Consider the following 22267-nt stretch of genomic DNA (forward strand, 5'->3'; position numbering starts at 1 on the left):
CCGTATACTATGGGAGATTGGTTTTCAGCATTAACAGCTTTTGAAAAAACATATTGGATGATTGCAGCGGTATCATCAACGATTTTCGTATTTGTACTCATCACTACATTTTTAGTAGGTGATGCAGATGGCGTAGATGGTGATGTAGATGCAGATATAGAAGCTGATACAGGAATTGGTTTTCAGTTTTTTACATTCAAAAACCTAGTGGCATTCTTCACTATATTCAGTTGGGCAGGAATTTCTTGCATCAATGCAGGTTACGGAAAAGGTGTGACTATTTTAATATCAACACTAGCAGGATTGGCAATGATGGTTGTGATGGCAACACTTATTTACTATATAAATAAATTAGTAAGTAGTGGAACGCTGAAACTAGAAAATGCCATAGGAAATGTGGGTGAAGTCTATTTAACTATAGGAGCCAATCGTTCCAAAATAGGAAAAGTTCATGTCAACGTTCAAGGAGCTTTGCGTGAATTAGACGCACTGGCAGATAGTGAAGAAAATTTAAAAACAGGAACTGTAGTAGAAGTAAAAGAAATTACAGGAACTGGAATCTTAATTGTTCAACCAATAAATAAACAATAATTATGACAAAAGCACTTCTCTTATTGCAGACGCAAAATGGCGGTGAAGAAGCAAGCATTCTTGAAAATATGCCTATGCTGATTTTAGTGGCGGCTATAGTACTCTTTATTTTTTTAATAATTACCGTATTTATCCGCAGATACAAACGTTGTCCTTCAGATAGAATTCTTGTAGTTTATGGAAAAGTTGGTGGTGGAAAATCAGCTAAATGTATTCATGGTGGCGCGGCGTTTATAATGCCAGTTATTCAAGATTACGAATATTTAGATTTAACACCAATTTCTATAGAAGTAAACTTAGTAAACGCTTTAAGTAAGCAGAATATTCGTGTCAATGTACCTTCACGATTTACCATTGGTATTTCAACAGAACCAGGCGTAATGCAAAACGCAGCAGAACGTTTGTTAGGTTTAGGTCAAAACGAAATTCAAGAACTTGCACAGGAAATTATCTTTGGTCAGTTACGTTTGGTAGTAGCTTCCATGGATATCGAAGAAATCAACTCCGACAGAGATAAATTCTTATCAAACATTTCTGAAAGTGTTGAATCTGAATTAAAGAAAGTAGGTTTAAAACTGATCAACGTAAACATTACAGATATCGTTGACGAATCAGGATATATCGAAGCACTTGGTAAAGAAGCTGCTGCACATGCAATCAACGCAGCACGTAAATCGGTTGCTGAGAAAAACAGAGATGGTTCTATTGGTGAAGCAAATGCATTACAGGATGAACGTACACAAGTAGCCGCAGCCAACGCAAAAGCGGTTGATGGAGAAAACACTGCAAAAATTGAAGTAGCAAATTCAGATTCGTTACGTAGACAGCGTGAAGCAGAAGCAGAACGTGTGGCAATTGCGTCAGAAAAAGTACAAGCAGCAAAAGCATTGGAAGAATCGTATGCTGCAGAACGTGAAGCCGAAGTAGCAAGAGCAGAAAGAGAACGTTCGTCGCAACAAGCAGATATTATTGTACCTGCAGAAATTGACAAGCGAAAAGTAGAAATTGATGCCGAAGCAGAAGCAGAACGTATTCGTAGAAGAGCAAAAGGTGAAGCAGATGCAATTTTATTCAAAGCGCAAGCAGAAGCACAAGGTTTGTATGAAGTTTTAACGAAACAAGCACAAGGTTTAGATCAAATCGTAAAAGCAGCTGGCGACGACGCAAAAGATGCTGTATTATTATTGATTGCTGATAAATTGCCTGAATTGGTAAAAACACAAGCAGAAGCTATTAAGAATATCAAAATTGATAAAGTAACCGTTTGGGAAAATGGCGGCGGCGGAAAAGATGGTAAAACATCAACGTCCAACTTTATCTCTGGAATGTATAAAGCAGTTCCTCCATTGCAAGAAATGTTCAACATGGCAGGAATGGAATTGCCAGAATATTTGAAAGGAAAAGATATTCCAGAAGCTGGAACAATTTCAGAAACAACAACTTCTGAAACTCCAGAATAGAAATTAACATACATATCATCTTAAAATCCGCCATTGTGCGGATTTTTTTATGACCAATAATTTATCCTTTTGACTCAAAAAAAGGAAACCCGATTTTGCATGAAATCGGGTTTGGGAATTATATTGGAATTTTCCCTGCTAACAATAGCTTCAAACGGTATCAATAATAAATTCTGAATTCAATAATTTAATATTTAAAACACTGAAAAATAGACATTTAAAAATTAAATGTGTATTTCGAAATAAAGTTTATCTGTTACTTTTTTCATTAAAACTTCATGTCTAATTGTATTCAGAAATTAACCTAAAAAAGACGTGTTTTATCGTTCTTACCATCACAAGTTTTCGTCTTGCCCTATTTTGTTTAAAGTCGTGATATGTCTCTTTTTTTTGATTTTTAAAAGCTAGACATTCGTATCAGAAATCAAAAACAATTGTGATCAATTTCGAGTACGGGGAAGCTGAAAACCTTTAATAGAGTAAGCATTATTTTAATAACATAAAACGATGAAAAAGTCATTAAAAAAGTTACAGATTAACAGAGAAGTGATCTCCAATTTTCATGCAGATAAGGTAAAAGGAGGAAGTATATTTAATACGGTTACTGAATGTATAACAGGAGAGCCACCAACAGATCTTTTTTGTGCAACAGGTGCCATAGTTTGTGGATAATAACAACAAGCCATACGCTATAGTTTTTATATTGAAAGGTGTGTATAAATGAATTCAAAAATTATTGCAAACACTATTTCAATACACAGAAAATTACGTTACATAAGAAAAGGCTGTACACACAAATTTTTTCTTTAGTAACGTAATTCTTATTTGTCACTACTCTATAGTTAATTACTATATTTACGAAGTAAACAAAGTTCTTTTAGTTTATGGAGTATAAAAAACAGCTGACAATAATAGCTATTATAGCATTAAAAACCTTTTTCCTTTTAACTTGCACAATTGCATATTCACAACAAAAATCACTGGCAGGCAATCAAAAAACGACCTTACAACAGTATATGGATGTAGGGAATGAATTGCAAAAAAAAGAAAACTACATTCATAGCATATCGTATTTTTTAAAAGCGACTAAAATTGCCGAGGAAATAGAAGATACCAATCTATTGTTTAAAGCATATATGAAGCTTGGAAACTCGTATTACTATAGTTGGAAAAATGAAAAAGCAATTGAAGCATATTACAATGCACTCACGGTTGCCAAAAAAAATAAAAGTATTGATCAGGAATTGATTGCCTATTCTGGATTGATTGCTTTTTTGCCCTTTATAAACAAAGAAGATAAAGCTGTAGACTTCTCCATATATGCATTAAGTCTTATTGATAAAGCTTCGTTTAAAGGAAAGGAAAATCATGTGCGGGTTTTGACAACAATCTGTGATGCGTATATGGCGCAGGGAAACTATAAAGCAATGTATCCGCATGTGGTAGCAGGTATAAAAATAGCAGATACTTTACATTTTCAAGAAGGACTTGTGGATTTGTATATTAAAAAAGGAAAGTTTTACAGGCATGAAAAAAACTATGATAAAGCTTTTGAATGTTTGTTTAACGCAAAAAAAATCATCACGGAACACAACTTAGCAAATCCTTTTTTTCCAACCGTTAATACCAATTATGCAATAGGACTTTGCTATTATGATTTGGAAAAATATGAAGAAGCCATTACCTATTTATCAAGTTCAATTCCGATCATAAAAGAAGATGATTTAGAAAAAGACAATGTAATTAACACCTACAATTTGTTAGCACAATGCTATTCAAAAAAAGAAAATTACAAAAAAGCGACGTCTTTATTAAACAAAGTAATTGCCATAAAAAATACAGCAAGTCGTAAAAAAAATATCGCAACGAATACATTTCACGATCAGGATAGTGAAAAGTTTTTAACTCAAATAATTGCGCTACAAAATAAAGGGAAAGAAGATCGGCAAACCATGAGTTATATGTTTTGGGCAATTATAGCAGCTACTTCGGCATTTTTGATCACATTACTATTGTATGTAAAAAAGCAAAAAACGAATCGGGCAACATTTAAAGACTTGCTCAAAAAAATTTCAGCTTTAGAAGAAGAAGAAAAAGTAGCATTACAAAAAACATCTAAAAAAGAAAGTAAAAATATTTTGGTAGACGATTCTACTATTAAAGTAATCATAGGACGATTAAACAAATTAGAAGCACAAAAATATTTCTTAAAACCAAACTGCACATTAACGTCAATTGCCAAAAAAACAAAAACCAATGTTACCTACTTATCACAAATCATCAATAGTGAAAAAGGGAAGACCTTTAGCGAATATATCAACGATTTACGAATTGAATATGTACTAAAAAGATTGAAAAATGATAAAAAATTTAGATCATTCTCTATCAAAGGCATCGCAACAGAAATTGGTTACAAAACAGATGATTCTTTTGTAAAACATTTTAAAAAGAAAACAGGGCTAAACCCATCTTACTATATAAAAGAGCTGAATAAGATTTAATCTTTTAAAAGTTAAAAACGAACCCTATTTTAAAGAAAATAGGGTATTATATTTTCGCTAGTTTTCAATGAGCATCTATATTTAGACACGAAAACAAAACCTTATAACAATGAAGAAAAATTTAAAAACAATTAACTTAAAGAAAATTACCATTGCAACAATAAACCCAGAAACTGCGGAGCAAATCAAAGGAGGATCAAGCCTTCCAACCGAGTTTGAGGAAAGAACATTTCAAGGTGATTGTCCTTCGCTTTCACATTAAAATTTCACAAATACAGTAACTTCTAAGTCTTGTTTTTACACAAGACTTTTTTTGAACCCGAATTTTTTTAATCTCGCGATACAACTATTTTTTTAAAGGCGTTAAAAACAGAAATTAGTTTCCAGAATAAAGCAGAGCTAGCATGTTTTTATTCATAAGGGAAAACCGAAAACCTTTAAAAGAGTAGGTGATATTGAAACCAACAAGAAAATGAAAAAATCATTAAAAAACTTAGCATTAAAAAAAGAAGTAATCACAAATTTTGATCTTAAAAAAGTTAATGGCGGTGGACCAACAGCACTTATGTGTAACTCTGTGCCTAGAGCGCAAGGAGGAATTGGTTGTCACCTAAAATAATGATACCATATTTTTGATAAGCTAAAACTCATCAAAACTTTAAAATTACGTTACAGCAATTAAAGTCCTTTTTTTACTGTAGCGTAATTTTTATTTTATACTAACAGGCAGTTTCTTCCATACACTTTCACACACCTAAAAACATATAGCTACGTTAAATTCAAATTAAAATTTTATACGATTGATGGTTGTAAGATTAATATAGTTACTTTGTAGTCAATATTAAGTTTTCTTTTTCCATTTAGTATATGAATATAAAAAAAGTCCGAATTATTCTCTTGGGAATTATTTTCTTTTTAGTAGGATATAACTCATTTTCACAACAGACGCACAATACCAACGAAACCAAAGAGCAAACAATACAACGGTATATAAATCTTGGTTACGAACGACAAAAGAAAGAAGAATATCGAAAAAGTATTGCGCTGTTATCAGAAGCAATAGTACTTGCAAAAGAGATTGAGAACGATAGTTTGCTATTCCGTTCGTATATGAAACTCGGAAAATCGTACTTGTACAGTTGGAAGAATGAAAAATCAATTGAAGCGTATTACAATGCATTGAAACTTGCAAAAGACAACGGAGATATTGATCGAGAACTAGCTGCCTATTCTGGATTAATTGCTTTGCTACCTTTGATTAATAAAAAAGACAAAGCTGTCGACTACTCTTTGTATGCACTTACTTTAATTGACAAAGCCTCTTTCAAGGGAAAGAAAAATCATGTCAATGTACTCACAACGGTTTGCGATGCTTTTATGGCAAAAGGTGAGTATGATGCGATGCTTCCTCATTTGAATGAAGGAATTCAGTTGGCTGAAAAACTAAACTACTATGCAGGTCTTGTGGATCTATATATCAAAAAAGGAAAGTACTATCGTCACAAGAAAAACTGGGAAAAAGCTTTCTATTATTTAAATAAATGCAAAGACATTCTAAAAGAAGGTAAGGTATCAAGTCCTTTTTTTCCGACTATAAATGCTAGTAATGCCATTGCAAGATGTTATTTCGATCAAGAAAAATACGATGAAGCCATTCAGGAATTATTGAATGCAACTTCAATTATACAAAAAGAGGATTTGGAAAAAGATAATGTTATTGAAACGTATCTGTTTTTAGCAAATTGTTATTTGAAAAAAGAAAATTTCGAAGCAGCAGCTCCATTATTCAAAAAAGTAATAGGCTTAAAAGATACCGCTCGATCTCGTAAAGATGCGGCCGTAAATAAATTTCATGAGGAAGATAGTAATAATCTTTTGTCAGATATCGAAAAACTCCAGCATCAGGAGAAAGAACACAAACAAACCATTAACTATATGTTATGGGGAATTCTATTCATCGCAATCGCCTTTCTTCTAATTTCATTCGTGTTCATCAAGAAACAAAGAGCCAACAAAGCTACGTTTAATGCGCTTATTGAAAAAATATCAACATTAGAAGCAGACAAAAAAAGCATCAGTTCTCAAAAGCCCAAAAGCACGACAAAAGGTACGCGTTTAGATGACGACATTGTAAAAACCATACTTGCACGATTAGAGAAATTAGAAGAACAAGAATATTTTTTAAAACCTACGTGCAATTTGCGTTCTGTAGCTAAGAAAACCAAAACGAATAGTACGTATATCTCTCAAATCATCAATAAATACAAAGAGAAAAAATTTAATGACTATATCAATGATTTGCGAATTGAATATGTTTTAAAAAGATTGAAAAATGATGAAAGATTTAGAATGTTTTCCATCAAAGGAATTGCTACAGAAATAGGATACAGAAGTGCCGATTCGTTTGTAAAACACTTTAAAAAGAAAACGGGACTAAATCCATCATATTATATCAAACAACTCAATAAAATGGAGGCTTCCGAAGGTGAATAGACGCCCCATTTTAATCGAAATAGGGCACGATGTTTTCGTTAATTTCAAATCTAAACATATCTTAGATTCATTAACATTATAAAACAGTTACATTATGAAAAAGCAAACAAGAAAAATCAGTCTAAGAAAAGTAGTAATTTCAAAAATAGACACCTTAGATATGCATAATATCAAAGGAGGATCAAGTATTCCTACAGATTCTGTAAATGGAGAAACAAAACGTTTAAGCGATCCAGGTGATCCAGATTTAACACATAACAATTGTGACTCAAACGGATACTAAAATAAGACGTATCATAACCGTAAAAAGCCTTGAATGTTCAAGGCTTTTTTTATACACCATTTTTAAATTTAACACTTCAAAATAGTGCTATTATTTTCTTTACTGTAACGTAATTTCTATTTTGTAGTCAAATAACTATATTTACAATAAATCATTTACATGAAATTACTAGTACGCGTGTTTAGTCTCTTGTTATTTGTGCATTCTACGTTAACTTTAGCACAACAAGATCCCAACATTTATGACAAATTCGAATCAAAATTCTACACAATTGATGGCTACAAAATCAATGTAGAAGTCAAGGGAACTGGAGACCCAATTTTCTTTTTGCCTGGCGGACCAGGAAACTCGCACGATTATATGCAAGGAAATTTTGGACAGTATTACAAAACAAATACGGTTGTATTTTTTGATTTTTTGGGAAGAGGAAAAAGTGACAATGCTAAAAACATATCGGAATATTCGGTAGAAAATGATGTCGAACTCATTGAAAAACTCCGCAAACTATTAAAGTTCAAAAAAATCTCTTTAGTAGGACATTCCTATGGAACAGTTCCGGCGCAAGCCTACGCCATCAAATATAAAGACAATGTAGACAAAATGGTATTGATCAATGGTTTTCATAGTGGCGCTATGTGGCAAGCAAACTGCGATAGTTACAATCAATATGCAAAAACACACTTTCCTGAAAAATGGAAAAAAGTAGATTCGTTACGTGCGTTAGGATATGTTTCAAGCGATCCTGAATTTATGAAAGTCTACGGAAGCTTTCCAACCAAATATGTATACTATCACAACACAAAACTCAAGCAGAATACACCTAAATATAAACATAGAGGTTGGGCAAATGATGTCTATGTAGCAATCATTGGAAAAGATGGTGATTTTGACGTTTCTGGAAGTATGATCTATCAAGATTACAGAAAAGAATTGAAAAATATAAAAGCAAAAACATTAATAGTTGCGGGACGATATGACGGAGTTTCTACTCCAGAATTTGCCGTGCAATACCAACAATTCATGCCACAAGCAACATTTGTAATGTTTGAGCAAAGTGCGCACAATCCGTATTTAGAAGAGCCTGAAAAGTTTTACAAACTATTTACAGACTTTATGAATGAGTAACACAAAATTAGTTTTTAAAGAAGATGTCTTAATTATAAAAACGCTTGTAGGAGTAGTTTCGCTTGCATGCGGAATCATCGTACTCATTACGGGTTCTCTGTATGGTTTTATCCTCTGTGGATTATCTTTTTTCTATCTTTATCTAGATGGATCTGAAATTGATTTTGAAACAAATAAATACCGAACTTTCACAGAAGTATTTGGAATTCGATATGGGAAATGGAAAGAATTACCTGAAATAGACTATGTTTCCGTGTTTAGTACGACAGAATCAGTCATAGTACGTTCTCGTTCCGCAGAAGCGAAAGTCCGAACAAATGTAGTTGTTGTAAATTTATTTTACCATGGAAATCATCGCATCAAAGCATATACTGCAAAAAAGAAAGAAAAGGCATTTCAAATAGCAAAACAAATCGCAGAAATATTAAAAATTGATATTTTAGACGCTACAGAAGCAGAATCTAAATGGATATAACTATTTTTGTCACCAAATTAACTTTTTTATGAGCATTACACGACACAATTGGACGAAAGAAGAAATCATTGCGATTTACAATAAACCCATGATGGAACTGCTTTATGAAGCAGCAACGGTACACAGAGTTCATCACGATCCAAATACCGTACAAGTGTCTACACTACTATCTATAAAAACTGGTGGTTGCCCAGAAGACTGCGGATATTGTCCACAAGCGGCACGTTACCATACCGATATTGAAGGAAATGATTTAATGACCGTTTCACATGTAAAAGCACAAGCATTACGCGCCAAAGCTTCAGGAAGCTCACGTGTGTGTATGGGAGCAGCATGGAGAAATGTAAAAGACGGACCAGAATTCGATCAAGTATTAGAAATGGTGCGTACCATCAATAAACTAGATATGGAAGTTTGTTGTACGTTAGGAATGGTGACAGAAAACCAAGCACAACGTTTGGCAGAAGCCGGATTATACGCATACAATCATAACTTAGACTCTTCGGAAGAATATTACAAAGAAGTTATATCAACACGTGGATACGAAGATCGTTTGGAAACAATTGACAATGTTCGTAAAACCAATGTAACGGTTTGTAGTGGAGGAATTATTGGAATGGGAGAATCGGTAGAAGATCGTGCAGGAATGTTAGTCGCTTTAGCAACACTAAATCCACAACCAGAATCTGTACCAATCAACGCTTTAGTCGCTGTTGATGGAACGCCGTTAGAAAATGAAAAACCTGTTGAAATCTGGGATATGATTCGAATGGTAGCTACCACAAGAATCGTAATGCCAGAAACGCAAGTACGTTTATCTGCTGGAAGAACGAATATGAGTAGAGAAGGACAAGCGATGTGTTTCTTTGCAGGTGCAAACTCTATTTTTGCAGGCGATAAATTGTTGACAACTCCGAATCCAGATGTAAATGAAGACATGAAAATGTTTGAAATGTTAGGATTAAATCCTCAAAAACCATTTACAAAAAAGGTACAACCAAAAACGGTTGAAGCCGAAGATTCTCAATATCATTCATTAGGAGAAAAGCCAAAATGGTCTCGACCAGAGCATAAAATTGAGAGAAATGAGGAAGCGAAAGAAAAAAAGAAAGCAGCTGTATTAGAAAAGAAACAGTAGTGAGTATCAAAAAATATTCTAAAAGAGCTCATAACCGAGCTCTTTTTTAGCTTAAAAAAATATACTTTCATAACAATTTATTAACTTAGCTAGAATAAACGTTAGAATTTTGAAATTGAATCTGCAAGAAATTCCAAGGGTTAAAACAATTACCAAAGAAGACTTTATAAAAAATTACTTCAAGCCACAAAAACCTGTGGTGATAGAAAATTTTATAGAAGATTGGCCTGCGTATACCAAATGGAGTTTGGACTATATGAAAGAAATAGCGGGCGATAAAGAAGTGCCGTTGTATGACGACAGACCAGTAGATTATAAAGATGGTTTCAACGAGCCACACGCCAAAATGAAAATGGCGGAATATGTAGACTTACTCAAACGTGAACCTACAAAATACCGAATCTTTCTATGGAACATTCTAAAAGAAATTCCATCCTTGCAAGACGATTTTAACTATCCTGATTTTGGCTTAAAATTGATGAAATCGTTACCGATGTTATTCTTTGGAGGAACCGATTCGCATACGTTTATGCACTATGATATTGACTTAGCCAATATTTTTCACTTTCACTTTGAAGGAAAAAAACAGTGTATTTTATTCGATCAAAAACAAAGTGATTATCTTTATAAAATTCCACATTCTTTAATTGTTCGAGAAGATATTGACTTTTCTAATCCTGACTTTGAAAAATGGCCAGCGTTGCAAAAAGCACAAGGACATATTGCCGAATTAGAACACGGAAACATTCTCTACATGCCAGAAGGTTGGTGGCATTATATGAAATATATAACACCAGGATTTTCTATGAGTTTACGCGCTATTGCTAGAAAACCAAAAAACTTTGGGCAAGCCGTATACAACCTTTTTATCATGAGAAATTATGATAATTTCATGCGTAAAATGAAAGGTCAGAAATGGATTGATTGGAAAAATGAAGAAGCGATTGCAAGAACACATCGCAAGAATAATATCGCTTTATAAAACTTATTTCACCAACTCATTGATCTTTTCATAAACCAAATGCGATTCCCAACCGCGGTACAATAAATAATCTGCAATTTTCTTTTTTCGCTTCAGCGGATTGGTCTCTTTGACAGCTTTTGCACGTTTTACAGCCAATTCGTTAAGTGTACTAACATATGCATCTTCTGCTATTTCTTTGAGAGCCGTATCAATATTATATTTTGAAATATTTCGAAACTTAAGTTCTCTTACAATGCGCAAACGTCCCCATTTTTTAATTCTGAATTTACCTCTGGCAAAACTTTTAGCAAAACGTTCTTCATTCAAAAAATTATCCTGAATCAATTCACTGACAATCAGGTCAATTGCTTCTGGAATCATGTTCATTTTTTGTAATTTTTCTACAACTTCCTTGTGACAACGATCTTGATATGCACAAAACTGTTGGAGTTTTATTTTGGCTTCGGTAATAGAATAGGAGTCATTTTTCATACGAGTTTACAAAAGAATAACTATTTATTTACAGAAACAAATTTTTACACTTTTGATAATTAGCCATATATCTAGTATCTTAGTAGGGTAACTAAAATGTAGCGGTATGAAAAAAAAAATAGCCCCCGTTTTCTTTTTTCTAATGTGTTTTATTGGACAGGCTCAAATTTTAACATTTGACTTCAATGGATTATCAGGAAATGAAGCTTCAGCAAATTCAAACTCAAATGATGCAAACCTATCTAGTTCCACAATAACAAGAGGTAGCGGACTTACAGCATCCAATAACGCAAACAGATTTAATGCGCAATCTTGGGCAACAACAAGCATTGCAAACGCAGTCTCAGGAAACGATTATATGGAATTTACAATCACGCCAAATAGTGGTTTTGAATTTGATGTAACGACTATGGTATTCAATGTACAACGCTCAGGAACTGGACTAAGAGGAATTGCGCTGCGAAGCTCAGTAGATAGCTATGCCGCGAATATTGATACAGAAATGGCAATTGCCGATAATACAAGTGTACAAACGGTAACTTTTACTGTAAATCAAACAGGAAATAGTGCTGCAGTGACCTACAGAATTTATGGTTGGGCAGAAGCAACAGGAGGTTCTGGAGGATTTGAAGGTTCTGGCGACGATATTGTCGTGAATGGAACAGTGAGTTCGTCCTGTACAGATGCTATGGATTTCACCAACGTACAATTTCCAATAACCTCACAAACCATTACTGTAGGCGACAGTTTTACAGTTTTTGCACAAGGTTATGAAGCTGGAGTTACAGAAGCAGCAGGCGCTGGTGTAGGTGTAGAAGCTTGGATTGGTTATAATACTACCAACAATGATCCGAGTGTAGGAAGTGGTTGGACTTGGGTAGCTGCAACATTCAATGTACAAGCAGGAAATAATGATGAATTCAGCGCTGAAATTGGCTCAGGATTAGCTACAGGAACCTATTACTATGCAAGTCGCTTCAGATTGAACAGTTGTAATTTTACCTATGGAGGTTCTGGCGGAGTTTGGAGTAATGATTCTGTTCAATTAACCGTTGATCCTGATATTGCAGATTTTTGTAATGTCGATTTCCCAAAAACTGCCACCATTACCGAAGGAAATACTTTCAATGTATATGCACAAGTATATGAACCAGGAATTACAGACGCAGCCGGACAAGGAGCAAATGTAGAAGCTTGGATTGGATACAATACCACAGATAACGATCCAAGAGTTGATGCTGGTTGGACTTGGGTTGCCGCAACATACGATACAGATGTTGGTAACAATGATCAATACACAGCCGAAATAGGATCTCCATTAACAGCAGGAACGTATTACTATGCGAGTCGTTTTAGAATTAACAGTAGCGATTTTACGTATGGAGGAATTTTGGCAGACAATATGGGGAACTTTTGGGATCCTGTAACCTATAATTCAGGAATCTTAACCATAAATACGCCGCCAACAGCTGATGTAGTCATAACAGAAATTATGTATAATACCTCAGGTACAGATGACGAATGGATAGAAATTTGTAATGTATCAGGAAGTACGCAAAATCTAAGTTCGTATATTATTGATGTTGGTGGAACTACAGAACATACATTTGGCGCAGGAACTATGTTAGCAGATGGCGCTTGTATTACTATTTCACTTGGAAGTAATGGTGATGGAACGTACAATCCAGGATGTAATTTTACACCAGATGAAGGTGAAGACGCAAGTACAAATAGTACCAACAATTTGTCAAATTCTACAGATACAATTACATTATTTGCCGCAGATGGAACAACTGTTGCCGATATTGTTACTTATGATGATGCAGATGGTGCTGATGGTAATGATGCATCTTTACATGTGATTGATGCTACGTTAGATAATTCTGACACTGGAACCAACTGGCAAGAAGTTACTATTGGAGGTTCTCCAGGAACAAATGCGTTAATTTCTCCATGTGCAAGCACACAAGTCGAATTTGTAGCAACGACTTCTACACTAGCAGAAGATGGATTATTCATAGATGTTTGCGTGTCTATTGCAAATCCAAGTGGAGGAACAGCAACGACTGTTGAAGTAGCTCTTGACGGAGGAAGTACAGCAACCAACGGAACAGATTATGATGATGGAGCTGGAAGTCCAGCTGCAATCTCGTTCCCAGTAACACTTACCTTTCCAGCAGGATCTTCGGTAAATCAATGTGTAACTATCTATATTTCAAATGATGATGCGGTTGTAGAACCAAGTGAAACGGTTATTCTAAATCTACAAAATGTTTCAGGAGGAACAACACCTTCCATAGGAACAAATTCAACACATACACTTACCATTACAGACAATGATGGTGCTGGCTCTAGTGACATTATGATTACACAATATTATGAAGGTTCTGTAACAAACAAATGGATAGAAGTAAAAAATATAAGCGGCGGAATTATTCCTGCAAACACCTATTATATTGTTGTTCTTAACAATGCAGACGCAGATGCTCCAGCTTCAGCAGATCCTTCAGATTCAAGTTCACCATCATTCAATAATAATGTATTAATATCCACAGATATGGCAGTTGGAGAAATACGTCGTTACAAACATGATACAGCGGTATTACCAGCGTATGCTTCTCCTGGAGAAGTTGGTTATGACGGTAATCCTACGTTCGAATTTCCTGCGGGAGCAAGCCTATTTAGTGGAGATGATTTGGTAATCATTACCACAAGTATTGATAGTAATTCATGGTCAAATAGAGTAGATGTTATTGGTGATGGAACACTTTGGGGCGATCGCAGATGCTTTGTGCGAAACTCATGTGTGGCTTCTGGACCTTCTACAACTTTTGATGTAAACGATTGGGTAGAATTTACGGATACGGAAGTGGAAAATCCAGTCTCTGGTACAAATCCGTATTTAGGAGAACATGAAGAAGGAAGTACAACTTGGAATGGTTCTGCTTGGAGTAATGGAACTCCAGATAGATCAAGGATAGTTACTTTAGCAGGAAATTACAATGCATCAACCAATGGAGATTTAATTGTGTGTTCGTTAACTGTGGATAGTGGCGTTACGACAACAATTCCAGCGGGAACCTATATTGATATTCAAAATGATTTAACGGTAAATACAACAGGAATTTTAAATATAGAACACGAAGGTTCGTTGATTATGGTAGATGATTCTGGATCCGTAACACTGAATGGAACTGGAATAGTGAATGTTCAAAAAACAACAACTTCTTTTGAGCAATACGATTATACCTATTGGTCTTCGCCAGTAGCAAGTACTACTTTTGGAACCGCTTTAGGAACTTGGCGTTTGGATAGAACCTATACGTATGTGCCTGCCAATTTTGAAGATTTAGACGATGATGAAATTGATGATAATGATGATGTTTGGGCACATATATTATCAGGAGATACCATGACGCCAGGAATTGGATATGCTGCTATGGGACCTACTACAGGAAGTTTCCCAAGAACGGAAAATGTTACGTTTAGCGGCGCTGTAAATAATGGAGTTATTACATCCTCGGTAAGTTTAAGTGCAGATGCTACCGATACAGATGACGATTGGAACTTTGTTGGAAATCCATATCCATCAGCAATAAGTGCGGACGATTTTGTGACTTTGAATACAAATATTACTGGAACACTTTATTTTTGGACACATGTAGACGATGCTTCGATGTCCAATCCTGGGCCAGATTTATATAATTATAGCACAGACGATTATGCAATGTATAATGCTTCTGGTGGTGTTGGTACAAGTTCCGTCAGTGGAAGTACTGCGCCTACAGGATTTATTGCGTCTGGACAAGGTTTCTTTATCGAAGCAATCACTGCGGGAACGGTTACTTTTAACAACAGCATGCGAAGCAACACGTATAGTAATAATGATTTTTTTAGATCAAATACTGCTGAAAACTCAGATGAAACTTCGCAAGAACGCGATCGAATTTGGTTGAACCTTACCAATGCAGATGGTGCATTTAGTCAATTGTTAATTGGTTTCTTTGAAAATGCTACTTTGCAAAAAGACCGTTTGTATGATGGAATTCGATTGAATGGTTTCAATTACTTGCGATTCTATTCCAAAGATGATACACATCAGTACGGAATTCAAGGACGACCAGCATTTGTGGATACGGATGTAGTTCCGTTAGGATACGATTCAGCGGTTTTAGGAGATATTACAATAAGTATCGATCAAATAGAAGGCGTATTAAACACAACAGATGTTGAGGTGTATTTGCAAGATTTACAATTAAACATCACACACAATTTAAAACTAGCGCCATACACATTTACAACGACTGACGGTTTGTTTCCTAACAGATTTCAATTGCAATTTATCAATAACGCCGTTTTAAATGTGGAAGAAGCAACTTTAGCAGAAAATGCACTGGCAGTTTATGTAAACAATGACAAAGAAATAGAAATCAAACAACGCACGCGGACAGTCATTAATAGTGTAAACGTATATTCAATGCTGGGACAATTGGTGGGAACGACTTCAGATCTGAATCAGAAAATTTCTTTACGAGCACAAGCTTCTGGTGTCTATGTAGTGGTGATTGATACTGAAAAAGGGACGTTGACGAAGAAGATTACGCGATGAGTAATTTTATAAACCAAATACGCTTAAAATTGAAGCAAAACAACCTTTGGCTTCTACCTTTTCTTGTTTTTGAATAGTATCAATTTTGATGTAATCACTCAAATATTGAATTGGTTGTGTATAATTTAGTTGCGTTTGTTTTACTGTTTTATAAGTTCCATCCATTCCAAAATGAATTTCAACGCCAGTTTCAATGATTCCATATTGATGAAAATTTTCTTTTTCATCTCCATTTGGTGTTATCATGATACGTTTAGAGAATAAATGACTTTTGAATTTGCCAAAATCATCACCTTTTGCATTGGGTTTTGTGAGATCGTCATTCGCAAAAAACCAACCTAAAAGATCCTTTGAGTTTGCTAAATCGGGTGCCATAAGTGCACAATAAAAAAAGATGAACAACTCATTAGTAATACCTTTTGGGAAAGTTATGATGAAATCTGAATTTTTAGGATTCTTATAAATTTCAGCAACATCAATTTGCATTTCATTGACAAGGAATGTTACCGATTTTTGTAAATTTTCTTGAGTAACATCTTTTAATAAAATATAATCTTTCATAAGTTAATTTTTAAGAGACAATTCCAAAAAGTGATAGCCAGTTTCATTCACTAATTTTGCTCCTTGAACGACTTCTACAGGTTTGTTGAACAACGGACAATCTAACACAACGGTATGAAATTCGCCATTTTCACCACAAACATCCACGCCTTTAGCATCTAAAAGTGCTACAGTTTCTTGATTGATGATTCTGCCCAAAAAGTCTTTTCCTAAATGATCATTACAGGAAACAATCATGGCAATAATTCCTGCGTCAATCATTTCTGTGACAAGTGTTCTACGATCTTGTTGCCAAAGCGGTAAATTACAGTTGATGTTGGCGGCTTTGCAGACTTTTTCTTCCCATTCGCGATGCGATTCTATGTCAATATCACCAAAAACAGCATCCGTCAATTCATATTGATTTGCAAGTGTTGTAAGCTTTTCAATAAACTTATTGGTATAATCACTCCACGTTGCCGAAATATAATGCATAGAAGTATTTAAAGCATCAGCCTGCGCTTGTAATATAACTTTGGAAAGTCCGTGTGAACGACTAATTTCACCATTTTCATTCAGTGCATTTAAAAGTGCGGTTGGCTGTTGTTGCATTTGCATCAATGCGTAGCAGGAATCTTTTCCGCCAGACCAAGAACAAAGTAGTTTCATGAGTTTTTAATTACATCAAATTCAATGTAAAAATAGAAAGTCATACGTTCTTTCAACTAATTAATTTGTGTTTTTATAAAGAAGCTATTTTTTGAAGTGTATTTCTTTCTAATGGTTTGTCGAATTATTGGCAATTACTTGATCCATCTCATCTAATAAAAAATCTATCAAAACAAAGATATTTGAAAGGCTTTTATGATCTTTTGAGCGAATTGTTCCAGAGAAAATCACAAAAAAGTCTCTAAGTTCAATGAATGGCCTTTTAGTCTCCATCAAAGGAACTGTAGTTTTACTTTTGAGTATGGTTTCAGAAAAAATACTTTTTTTGCCTTTAAAAGTATAGGCTTCGGTTCGTCCGTACTTTGTGTATGAAACTAGTGTTAGAAATGGATCTCTGAACAGTTTACAATTAGGAAAATGTTTAACTGAATCTACATTTCTCGCTTTGATCGTTAGTCTATTAATTCGCTTGTTCCAAACGGCATAAATATCAAAAGACCATTTTCCTTTCGATTGTTGAAAATGAAGATTCCCTCTTTGAGTGGTTTCCTTAGCATTAATGATTGATTGACTGAATATATGTGGCGAGTTCATTTTTTAAGATTTAATTTGAAAAATAAATATCCAACGCTTTTACCAAACTATGTACGTTGAGGTTTGGATAAAATCCTGCACTATTGATACAATTGATTTCCACAATTTTCCATCCGTAATTCGTTAAGCAAATATCCATCACAAAAGCTTCGTCGACTTCGTAGATTTGAATCATTTTTTTAGCAAAAACAATTCCTTCTTCAGCAACTTCAGCTTCGAATACAACATCACCATTAAACTTGTAATAGACTGCTGCTACAATTTGTCCGCCAACAATCCACAAACGCGCTTCCTTGTATATTTCTTTTGGAATGGACGCTTGCACTAATGATTTGGCGTGTAGTAATGGTGTTTTTGGATTTTCTAGTGAATTCTCAACAAAATCAGTCCATTTGGTTTTTGTAAACACTTTTCCTGTGAAAATTTTAGCGTCTTTATACGGTTTGATAAACTTTTGCTCGTTCGGTTTCCAATCAATAGGATCTTCAAATTGAAAGACTTCTACATCGTAATTCAGTAAATTCTCTTGATAGTATGTTGAATAGATTTCATACTGATGATTTCCGCCATAAAACGAACCTGGATTCCAGTGTGTATTTGATTTTGCAAGTCGCGCCAATTTCACCGAACCATACACGAAAACATCAGTTCGGTCAGCTTCTACGGTAATTTCCTGAGTTTCTGAGTTTAATTGAATTTTTTCAAACGGAATATTCAAATCGTGCAACGCATCAAAAATGCGATTGTGATCTGGATCAGAGTAAATATTAGATTGTACTAAGAAAAGCATAAAATGCAGCTTGTGGTTTTAATAAAGATTGCTTACGATTTCTTTTTAAATCGCTCACAATCATAAGTGTCTTTTAGTTTTTGAAGTCGATTAGAATCTTCACAGTGTTTTCCGTTGTGTGTAGTACAACAAAATTTCCCTTGAAACATCTCTAATGAAAGGTTGATAGCTTCTATGGCATTTTTTTTATCTTGTTCAGAATCGTATGTGTATGTATTTTCCATTTCATAGCGTTGCTTCTTGATTTCATTAGTCATGTGTTTTAGCGTTTCAATGTCAAAACTCATTTCTATTTTTCCGCTGTCAGTGGTTTCTATTTGGAGATTTTTCCCATCAATAGCAACTTCTTCTAATTCTTTTTCAAAAGCGATATCTTCTGCCGTTTCTGTACTTGAATCTTCTTTGGTAAATGTATTCAATTGATTCGCTGGATCTGCTTCTTGAATCACCATTTTTTCTTTTTTAGGATTACAAGAAATGATAAAAATGACACAGAAAATTGCAAAAATGTTTTTCATGAAATTAAAAATTATTGAATATGAAAGATAATATATTTTGAATTGAAATGTTTACTTCTCGTCCCACTTGCTTTCAAAATAATCGATGAATTGCGCATAGCGAGAGCCTTCTTTGGCATACTTTCGGGTTAATTTTGCCCATTCGTCAAACTTAGTTCTGTTGCGAAGTTGAAAATAGGTTTGCGCCATATTTACCGCCATCTCGCTTTTTTCAAAATCATTATCTGAGATTGAAATTCCTTTTTTATAAATACGTTCTGCATCTTCAACACGATTCAAATTTTTATATGCATAGCCCAACTCGCGGAAGAAATAATAATTATTTGGGTTGTTATGAATGGCTTTTTCTAAAACTGTAATAGCTTTTTTAAATTGTTTTAATGCGTTGTATGCATACGATAATTCAAATTCCAAACCATTGAAATGTGGTTCTTTTTCATATGCTTTCAACAAAGGTTTTAATGCCAATTTGCTTGCACCCACATGATTGTAGTGAAATCCAATATTTTTTAGATAGGAAACTGTTCCCGCATTTTGCTTATAACTCTTTAACCAATCTGGTTGCTCGGGCAATCCAAGTTGTTTGATTTGCTCAGGTGATAAGACAGCAAAATCAATGGTATTATTACTCAATCGTGCTTTAAGACTTACATTGTCCAACTCCGACTTTACTTTTTTTAATCCGTTTGCGGTGACTGAAAATTTAGTTTCAAAATTCTCTGTAAATCCTGCTTGTTCATCTATGTAAATAAAACTTAGCGCATACGTAGTATCTGTTGCTTTTTTTTGGGAAACAACCCATGTATCAACGACTTCGTAATACTTTTTGTCAAATGTAAAAGGAGTTTTTTGATCGGTTTGTGCAAGACTTGCATTCACCATGAAGAGTACACATATACAAGTAATTATTTTTTTCATGAGTATTGGTTTTGGTAACATTTATGCTTAAAAGTAATGCAAATCATGCTTCAATGAAAACTTAAATGAGTCAAAACGACTTTTTGATGCGTAAACAAGTGCCGTATATTAGTGAAGTTTTTTTAATTCCACACGGCGATTTTTATCTCTTCCAGAAGCAGTTTTGTTGTCACCAATTGGCTTGGTTTCTCCAAATCCCTTGTGTTGCAATTGACTTGCTGAAACTTTGTATTTTTCTATCAATAAGGTAGCTACAGCCGCAGCGCGTTTTTCCGATAAAGTTTGATTGTATGCATCATTTCCCTGTGTATCGGTATGACCTTCAATCTGAATTTTTACAGACGCATCAGCATTCAACATTTTTGCAATTTCTTCAATAAGCGGATACGATTCTGATTTAATGACGCTTTTATCGGTATCAAAGTAAATTCCGTATAAAGTAACTTTCCCTTTCGTATCTAAGGTCTTTCGCAACGATTTGTCATCTAAGGAATTGGAAACTTCAAAAGGAACAGCATCGAGCAATTGCGGACCTGTTTCGGCATAAAACATTCGGAATTTATAATTGCCTTTCGTAGTTGGCGCTTTAAAAGTTAAGATACCTTTCAATTTGGGTTTTAAATAAAAATAGCTAAGGTAACCATCGTAGCTATCTTCTTTTGCATCGGCTTTATACATGCCAATCCAAGCAGTTTCTGTTAAATTCTCGTGTCCCGTATACTGTACTGTAATTTCTTCGGTTGCTTTATATACTTTTTTGTCGATACTGAATCCAATGCCTGGTACATCCGGACTTCCTACTCTAAAAGGAATTTGGTGTATCAATGCTCCCGGATCTGAAGAATAAAAACGCAGCGTATAATCTCCCGGATTGCTCGGAGCTGTCAATTCAATAGTCGCTTTTTTTGTGTTAGAAACATATTTGTATGACATATATGTTGCGATATCTTTTGGAATTTCCTTTTTAAAAATACCAATCCATGCATTTTGATCGGTCTCAAAATCAGTGTCAATCTGAACTTGAAATGGACTTGACGGATTTATCTTTTCTGTTAATACTGTAATTGTATATTCATGAGGTTGTGTAGCAATCACAGTTATTTTTTTTCGTTGAATCACTTTTCCGGGATCTGAATCGTACAATTTCAACTCATAAGTTCCCGCAACTACAGGCGCTTTAAGCTTTATAATACCGTTTTGGTTATTTTCTATATATTCATACGTTTTATAACGATCGCCAGCATTCAGATCAAAAATACCTACCCAAGCTTTCGAATCTAATGTTCCGTCTACAATTACTTTTATTTCTATGTCAACACCTTGTCTAATATTTTTGGTTAGGACTTCTATGGAAGCATTTTGCTGTGCTAGAACTGTTGTGGAAAACGATAATGAAATTCCTATGCATAGGAAGTAGTGTAGTAAACGTAATTTCATGTTTTAAGTAAAGTATTTAGTATTGGTATTTCACAAATATATTGATAGAATTCAATGGATAAGTAGCCATAAGTCCTAATTGTTACATTAAAAAACTGTAAAATTAGTACGGTTTTAGGGATCAATACTAAAAAGCGACCTAATTAGGCCGCTTTCTGTTATGTTGCTACATAATTCCCTGGTGTAAATAAAAATACTTTCATCAGTCGGTTCCATGAATTGATCTGAGTAATTACGAGCGAGAGTATACAGATTTCTTCTTTCGTAAAGAACTTTAATAATGGATTGTACACTTCATCAGGAAAAGGTGTTCTTCTCAATTTAGTTAAAGCATCAGCAAAAGCTAGTGCAGTCCTTTCTTTTTCAGTGAAATAAGGTGTTTCTTCCCAAACACATAAAGAGGATAGACGCAATTCTGTTTCGCCTAATTTTTTAAGTTCTTTATGATGCATATCTACACAATACGCGCAACCATTTTTTTGAGAAACACGCAATTTAATAAGTTCTAAAAGCTGATTTTCTATAGAAGATTCTTTAATATATACTTCTATCTTTTGTAAATGTTCAAACATTCCTTTGGGAATATCTGCGTATGAAATTCGTTCCATGTCGTATGATTTATAGTTTCTACAAAACTACCTTGGAACATGCTTGAAACTTCTTAAGGTAT

The 22267-nt window shown here is 34.4% G+C and carries 22 protein-coding genes; 13 read left to right on the plus strand and 9 right to left on the minus strand.

What is annotated here, in order from left to right; all coding sequences use genetic code 11:
• The first annotated feature begins 9 nt into the window (after nucleotides 1–9).
• From Q0845_RS12410 to Q0845_RS12465, 12 genes are all read left to right on the plus strand, one after another.
• Nucleotides 10–591 (plus strand): hypothetical protein, encoded by a 582-nt coding sequence (locus tag Q0845_RS12410; protein ID WP_298513508.1) that lies wholly within the window; start codon nucleotides 10–12, stop codon nucleotides 589–591.
• Nucleotides 592–659: 68 nt separating this feature from the next.
• Nucleotides 660–2051: a flotillin family protein gene (locus Q0845_RS12415; RefSeq protein WP_298513924.1), complete on the plus strand. Its 1392-nt coding sequence runs from the start codon at nucleotides 660–662 to the stop codon at nucleotides 2049–2051.
• A 507-nt stretch (nucleotides 2052–2558) separates the two neighbouring features.
• On the plus strand, nucleotides 2559–2723 hold the full coding sequence (locus Q0845_RS12420; protein ID WP_298513510.1) for a hypothetical protein: 165 nt from the start codon (nucleotides 2559–2561) through the stop codon (nucleotides 2721–2723).
• Nucleotides 2724–2935: 212 nt separating this feature from the next.
• Nucleotides 2936–4552, plus strand: a complete 1617-nt coding sequence (locus Q0845_RS12425; RefSeq protein ID WP_298513512.1) for a tetratricopeptide repeat protein — start codon at nucleotides 2936–2938, stop codon at nucleotides 4550–4552.
• A gap of 109 nt (nucleotides 4553–4661) precedes the next feature.
• A complete protein-coding gene (locus tag Q0845_RS12430) occupies nucleotides 4662–4814 on the plus strand; it encodes a hypothetical protein (RefSeq protein WP_298513515.1) in 153 nt (50 codons plus the stop codon).
• 210 nt (nucleotides 4815–5024) lie between these two features.
• The gene (locus tag Q0845_RS12435) at nucleotides 5025–5171 is read left to right on the plus strand and encodes a hypothetical protein (protein WP_298513517.1); all 147 of its coding nucleotides are present in this window, start codon (nucleotides 5025–5027) and stop codon (nucleotides 5169–5171) included.
• A gap of 248 nt (nucleotides 5172–5419) precedes the next feature.
• A complete protein-coding gene (locus tag Q0845_RS12440; RefSeq protein ID WP_298513519.1) occupies nucleotides 5420–7045 on the plus strand; it encodes an AraC family transcriptional regulator in 1626 nt (541 codons plus the stop codon).
• Nucleotides 7046–7139: 94 nt separating this feature from the next.
• Nucleotides 7140–7328 carry a class I lanthipeptide gene (locus tag Q0845_RS12445; RefSeq protein WP_298513521.1) on the plus strand — a complete coding sequence of 63 codons (189 nt, stop codon included), beginning with the start codon at nucleotides 7140–7142 and terminating at the stop codon, nucleotides 7326–7328.
• A gap of 159 nt (nucleotides 7329–7487) precedes the next feature.
• Nucleotides 7488–8453: an alpha/beta hydrolase gene (locus tag Q0845_RS12450; RefSeq protein ID WP_298513524.1), complete on the plus strand. Its 966-nt coding sequence runs from the start codon at nucleotides 7488–7490 to the stop codon at nucleotides 8451–8453.
• Entirely contained in the window at nucleotides 8446–8928 is a 483-nt protein-coding gene (locus Q0845_RS12455) for a hypothetical protein (RefSeq protein WP_298513527.1), read from the plus strand. Before Q0845_RS12450 ends, Q0845_RS12455 begins: the two co-directional genes overlap by 8 nt.
• Before the next feature lie 28 nt (nucleotides 8929–8956).
• Entirely contained in the window at nucleotides 8957–10066 is a 1110-nt protein-coding gene (gene bioB / locus Q0845_RS12460; protein ID WP_298513529.1) for a biotin synthase BioB, read from the plus strand.
• Between the two features lie 109 nt (nucleotides 10067–10175).
• Nucleotides 10176–11048, plus strand: a complete 873-nt coding sequence (locus tag Q0845_RS12465) for a cupin-like domain-containing protein (RefSeq protein WP_298513532.1) — start codon at nucleotides 10176–10178, stop codon at nucleotides 11046–11048.
• A 3-nt stretch (nucleotides 11049–11051) separates the two neighbouring features.
• Here Q0845_RS12465 and Q0845_RS12470 read toward each other — a convergent pair whose 3' ends face one another.
• Nucleotides 11052–11522 (minus strand): regulatory protein RecX, encoded by a 471-nt coding sequence (locus tag Q0845_RS12470; protein WP_298513535.1) that lies wholly within the window; start codon nucleotides 11520–11522, stop codon nucleotides 11052–11054.
• A gap of 106 nt (nucleotides 11523–11628) precedes the next feature.
• On the opposite strand from Q0845_RS12470, the gene Q0845_RS12475 reads away from it, so the two are divergent.
• Nucleotides 11629–16131: a lamin tail domain-containing protein gene (locus tag Q0845_RS12475; RefSeq protein ID WP_298513538.1), complete on the plus strand. Its 4503-nt coding sequence runs from the start codon at nucleotides 11629–11631 to the stop codon at nucleotides 16129–16131.
• A 6-nt stretch (nucleotides 16132–16137) separates the two neighbouring features.
• On the opposite strand, the gene Q0845_RS12480 is transcribed toward Q0845_RS12475, so the two are convergent.
• The 8 genes from Q0845_RS12480 to Q0845_RS12515 form a co-directional block, all read right to left on the minus strand.
• Nucleotides 16138–16692, minus strand: coding sequence for a hypothetical protein (locus Q0845_RS12480; RefSeq protein ID WP_298513542.1), 555 nt, complete (start codon nucleotides 16690–16692; stop codon nucleotides 16138–16140).
• 3 nt (nucleotides 16693–16695) lie between these two features.
• Complete coding sequence (locus tag Q0845_RS12485) at nucleotides 16696–17340, minus strand: diphthine--ammonia ligase (RefSeq protein ID WP_298513545.1); 645 nt, start codon at nucleotides 17338–17340, stop codon at nucleotides 16696–16698.
• A 108-nt stretch (nucleotides 17341–17448) separates the two neighbouring features.
• Entirely contained in the window at nucleotides 17449–17934 is a 486-nt protein-coding gene (locus tag Q0845_RS12490) for a hypothetical protein (RefSeq protein WP_298513547.1), read from the minus strand.
• Nucleotides 17935–17944: 10 nt separating this feature from the next.
• Complete coding sequence (locus Q0845_RS12495) at nucleotides 17945–18724, minus strand: ATP-grasp domain-containing protein (protein ID WP_298513549.1); 780 nt, start codon at nucleotides 18722–18724, stop codon at nucleotides 17945–17947.
• A 32-nt stretch (nucleotides 18725–18756) separates the two neighbouring features.
• The gene (locus tag Q0845_RS12500; protein WP_298513551.1) at nucleotides 18757–19242 is read right to left on the minus strand and encodes a hypothetical protein; all 486 of its coding nucleotides are present in this window, start codon (nucleotides 19240–19242) and stop codon (nucleotides 18757–18759) included.
• A gap of 51 nt (nucleotides 19243–19293) precedes the next feature.
• Entirely contained in the window at nucleotides 19294–20160 is an 867-nt protein-coding gene (locus Q0845_RS12505) for a tetratricopeptide repeat protein (RefSeq protein ID WP_298513554.1), read from the minus strand.
• 108 nt (nucleotides 20161–20268) lie between these two features.
• On the minus strand, nucleotides 20269–21597 hold the full coding sequence (locus tag Q0845_RS12510) for an OmpA family protein (RefSeq protein ID WP_298513556.1): 1329 nt from the start codon (nucleotides 21595–21597) through the stop codon (nucleotides 20269–20271).
• A 158-nt stretch (nucleotides 21598–21755) separates the two neighbouring features.
• On the minus strand, nucleotides 21756–22205 hold the full coding sequence (locus Q0845_RS12515; RefSeq protein ID WP_298513559.1) for a carboxymuconolactone decarboxylase family protein: 450 nt from the start codon (nucleotides 22203–22205) through the stop codon (nucleotides 21756–21758).
• Nucleotides 22206–22267: the final 62 nt, after the last annotated feature.

This window comes from uncultured Kordia sp. (assembly GCF_947489565.1).
Taxonomy (GTDB): Bacteria; Bacteroidota; Bacteroidia; order Flavobacteriales; family Flavobacteriaceae; genus Kordia.